Below are 3,012 nucleotides of genomic sequence, written 5' to 3' on the forward strand. Positions count from 1 at the left end.
AACGCGAGCGCGGGCGCGGAGCGCCGGCTCAGCGGGGCTGGTCGGGGTTGTCGCCCGGATTGATCCGCTGGGTGCGGTCGCTGTCGCCGTCACGCGGGATGGCCTGGGTCGGCTCGGCGGACTGGCGCGGGATCGCCTGGGTCGGGTCGGCCGAGGGCGGCTGACCGAACGGCGGCGCGGGCTGCGGCTGCCCGAAGCCCGGGACGGGGTTGTCCGACTGGCCGAAGCCGGGGACCGGGTTGGCCGGCGGCGCGGACTGCGGGGCCGGCGGGGCCGACTGCGGGGCGTACGGCCCGGCCGGCTGGCCACCGTACTGACCCGGGGCGGTCCAGCCGGTCGGCTGGCCGGGGGCCGGGTAGGCGCCGGGCTGGCCGGGCACCGGGTAGCCACCCGGCTGGCCCGGCGCCGGGTAGCCGCCCTGCTGCTGCGGCCAACCGGGCTGGGGCTGGCCGTAGACGCCGGGCTGCGGCTTGGGCTTCGGTACGTAGTAGAGCTTGCGCCACACCGTGTAGACGACGTAGCCGGCGACCGCGAAGACGGCCAGCCAGGCCACCCGGGCGAGCAGACCGAGCAGCGAGTCGAGCACCTCGCCCTGGGACAGCCGGCCGACCGTCCAGATCAGCAGGGTCAGCACACCGAACAGGGCGCTGACCGCGTACTCGACGAGTGCCACCTGGGTGATCAGTTTCGCCTTGGCCACCACCGGCTGCACGTGTGTGGCCAGCAGCACGGCCAGCACGGGCAGCACCACCGCCTCCCACCCGGCGAACGCGTAGAAGGCGCTCCCCGCCCGGCCCGTGAAGGTGCCGTACTCGGTCGGGGTCAGCAGCCGGATCAGCCCGACGAACAGCAGCACGGCGTTCGCGCCGAGAAGCACGAGCGCGGCGGGTTCGCGGAACGGCTTGGTCAGCTGGCTGGCCCGGGTCGCGTCGGTGGACCCGGGCTCGGCGGGGCTGGTCACGAAGATCCCCCTGGGGGCGAAAGCGGACAGTTGCCGACGTGAGCCTAGTCTCCCCGGCCTCCGGCGGACCGACGGCGTCACGTGCGCGAGGATGGTCGGCATGCGCATCGTGGTTCTGACGGGCGGCATCGGGGGCGCCCGCTTCCTGCTCGGCGTCCGGGCGTACGCGCGGGAGGTCGGCGCCGAGGTGACCGCCGTGGTCAACGTCGGCGACGACCTGCTGCTGCACGGGTTGAAGGTCTGCCCGGACCTGGACAGTGTCATGTACACCCTGGGCGGTGGCGCCGACCCCGAGCGGGGCTGGGGGCGCGTCGGGGAGAGCTGGACGGTCAAGGAGGAGCTGGCCGCGTACGGCGCCGAGCCGACCTGGTTCGGCCTGGGTGACAAGGACGTCGCCACCCACCTGGTACGCACCACGATGCTCAACGCCGGCTACCCGCTGCACGCGGTGACCGAGGCGCTGGCCACCCGCTGGCAGCCCGGCGTACGGCTGCTGCCGGCGACCGACGACCGGCTGGAGACGCACGTGGTGGTCGACCTCGACGGCGGCCAGCGGGCGATCCACTTCCAGGAGTGGTGGGTGCGCCACCGGGCCCAGTTGCCCACCCACCGGTTCGTCTTCGTCGGCGCCGAGACGGCCAAGCCGGCGCCCGGCGTGGCGGAGGCGATCGCCGGCGCGGACGTGGTGCTGATCGCGCCGAGCAACCCGGTGGTGAGCGTGGCGCCGATCCTGGCGGTGCCCGGGCTGCGCGAGGCGATCGCCGACGGCCCGGCCCCGGTGGTCGGCGTGTCGCCGATCATCGGCGGCGCGCCGGTCCGCGGGATGGCCGACCGCTGCCTGGAGGTGCTGGGCGTCGAGTGCAGCGCGGCCGGCGTGGGCCGGCTCTACGGCGGCCGGGCCGCGGGCGGGCTGCTCGACGGCTGGCTGGTCGCCGAGGAGGACGAGGGCACCGTGGTGCCGGAGGTGACGGTCCGCGCGGTGCCGCTGCGGATGACCGACGAGGCGGCGACGGCGGCGATGGTCCGCGCCGCGGTGGAGTTGACGTGAGGCTGGAGATCCTGCCGGTGCCGGGCATCGGCGACGTGACCGAGGGCGACGACCTGGCGGCGCTGATCGCCACCGCGGCGCCCTGGCTGCGCGACGGCGACGTGCTGGTGGTGACCAGCAAGATCGTCTCCAAGGCGGAGGGGCGGCTGGTGGACGTCCCGGCGGACGGGCCGGACCGGCTCGCCGCGCGGGACGAGGTGCTGGCCGCGGAGACCGCGCGGGTGGTGGCGGCCCGCGGCACCACCCGGATCGTGCAGACCCACCACGGCTTCGTGATGGCCTCGGCCGGGATCGACGCGTCCAACGTCGACAAGACCCGGCTGGTGCTGCTGCCCAAGGACCCGGACGCCTCCGCCCGGGCGCTGCGGGCCGCGCTGCGCGAGCGCTACCACGTCGACGTCGCGGTGATCATCAGCGACACGATGGGCCGGCCGTGGCGCAACGGGCTCACCGACGTGGCGCTCGGCGTGGCCGGGATGGACGCGATCCGCGACCACCGGGGCGAGACCGACCCGTACGGCAACGAGCTCCAGCTGACCCAGATGGCGGTGGTCGACGAGCTGGCCGGCGCCGGTGAGCTGGTCAAGGGCAAGTGCGACCAGGTTCCGGTCGCGGTGGTGCGCGGCTACCTGGGCGCGGCCGGTCCGGACGACGGCGCCGGCGCGGTGGCGCTGGTCCGGGACGCCTCGATGGACCTCTTCTCACTCGGCACCGCGGAGGCGCGGGCGGCCGGGCTGGCCGCCGCCGCCACCCTGCCGGACGGCCCCGGCGCCACCCCGCCCGACCCGGTCGCGGTGCGCCGGGCGATCGCCGCGGTCGCTGAGGTGGTCGCGCCCGGCACTACCTTCACCCTGGTCGCCGACGAGGAGGTACGCGCCGGACTGGTCGCCGCGGTGCCCGGCTGGCCGGCCGAGGCCAGCGCCCTGGTGCTCGGCTCCCCGGCCACCCCGGTCGCCCCGGCCGACCTGGTCCGCTTCGGCGCCGACCTGCAACGCCTCCGTAC

3 protein-coding genes are annotated in these 3,012 nt (G+C 75.7%); 2 read left to right on the plus strand and 1 reads right to left on the minus strand.

Going from position 1 to position 3,012, the window contains the following annotated elements; genetic code table 11:
* Window positions 1–28 precede the first annotated feature (28 nt).
* The gene (locus tag DLJ47_RS27690) at window positions 29–961 is read right to left on the minus strand and encodes a hypothetical protein (RefSeq protein WP_109904255.1); all 933 of its coding nucleotides are present in this window, start codon (window positions 959–961) and stop codon (window positions 29–31) included.
* Between the two features lie 100 nt (window positions 962–1,061).
* On the opposite strand from DLJ47_RS27690, the gene cofD reads away from it, so the two are divergent.
* Both cofD and DLJ47_RS27700 read left to right on the plus strand, forming a co-directional pair.
* The gene (gene cofD / locus DLJ47_RS27695) at window positions 1,062–2,009 is read left to right on the plus strand and encodes a 2-phospho-L-lactate transferase (protein ID WP_109904259.1); all 948 of its coding nucleotides are present in this window, start codon (window positions 1,062–1,064) and stop codon (window positions 2,007–2,009) included.
* Window positions 2,006–3,012: coenzyme F420-0:L-glutamate ligase (locus DLJ47_RS27700; RefSeq protein ID WP_109904257.1), on the plus strand; the 1,007-nt coding region annotated here is incomplete at its 3' end. The genes cofD and DLJ47_RS27700, both read left to right, overlap by 4 nt.

This window comes from Micromonospora sp. S4605 (assembly GCF_003176715.1).
Taxonomy (GTDB): domain Bacteria; phylum Actinomycetota; class Actinomycetes; order Mycobacteriales; family Micromonosporaceae; genus Micromonospora; species Micromonospora echinaurantiaca.

Excerpts from the sequence above, each read along its gene's own strand:
- cofD (WP_109904259.1), top strand. The coding sequence starts at position 1,062 with ATGCGCATCGTGGTTCTGACGGGCGGCATCGGGGGCGCCCGCTTCCTG.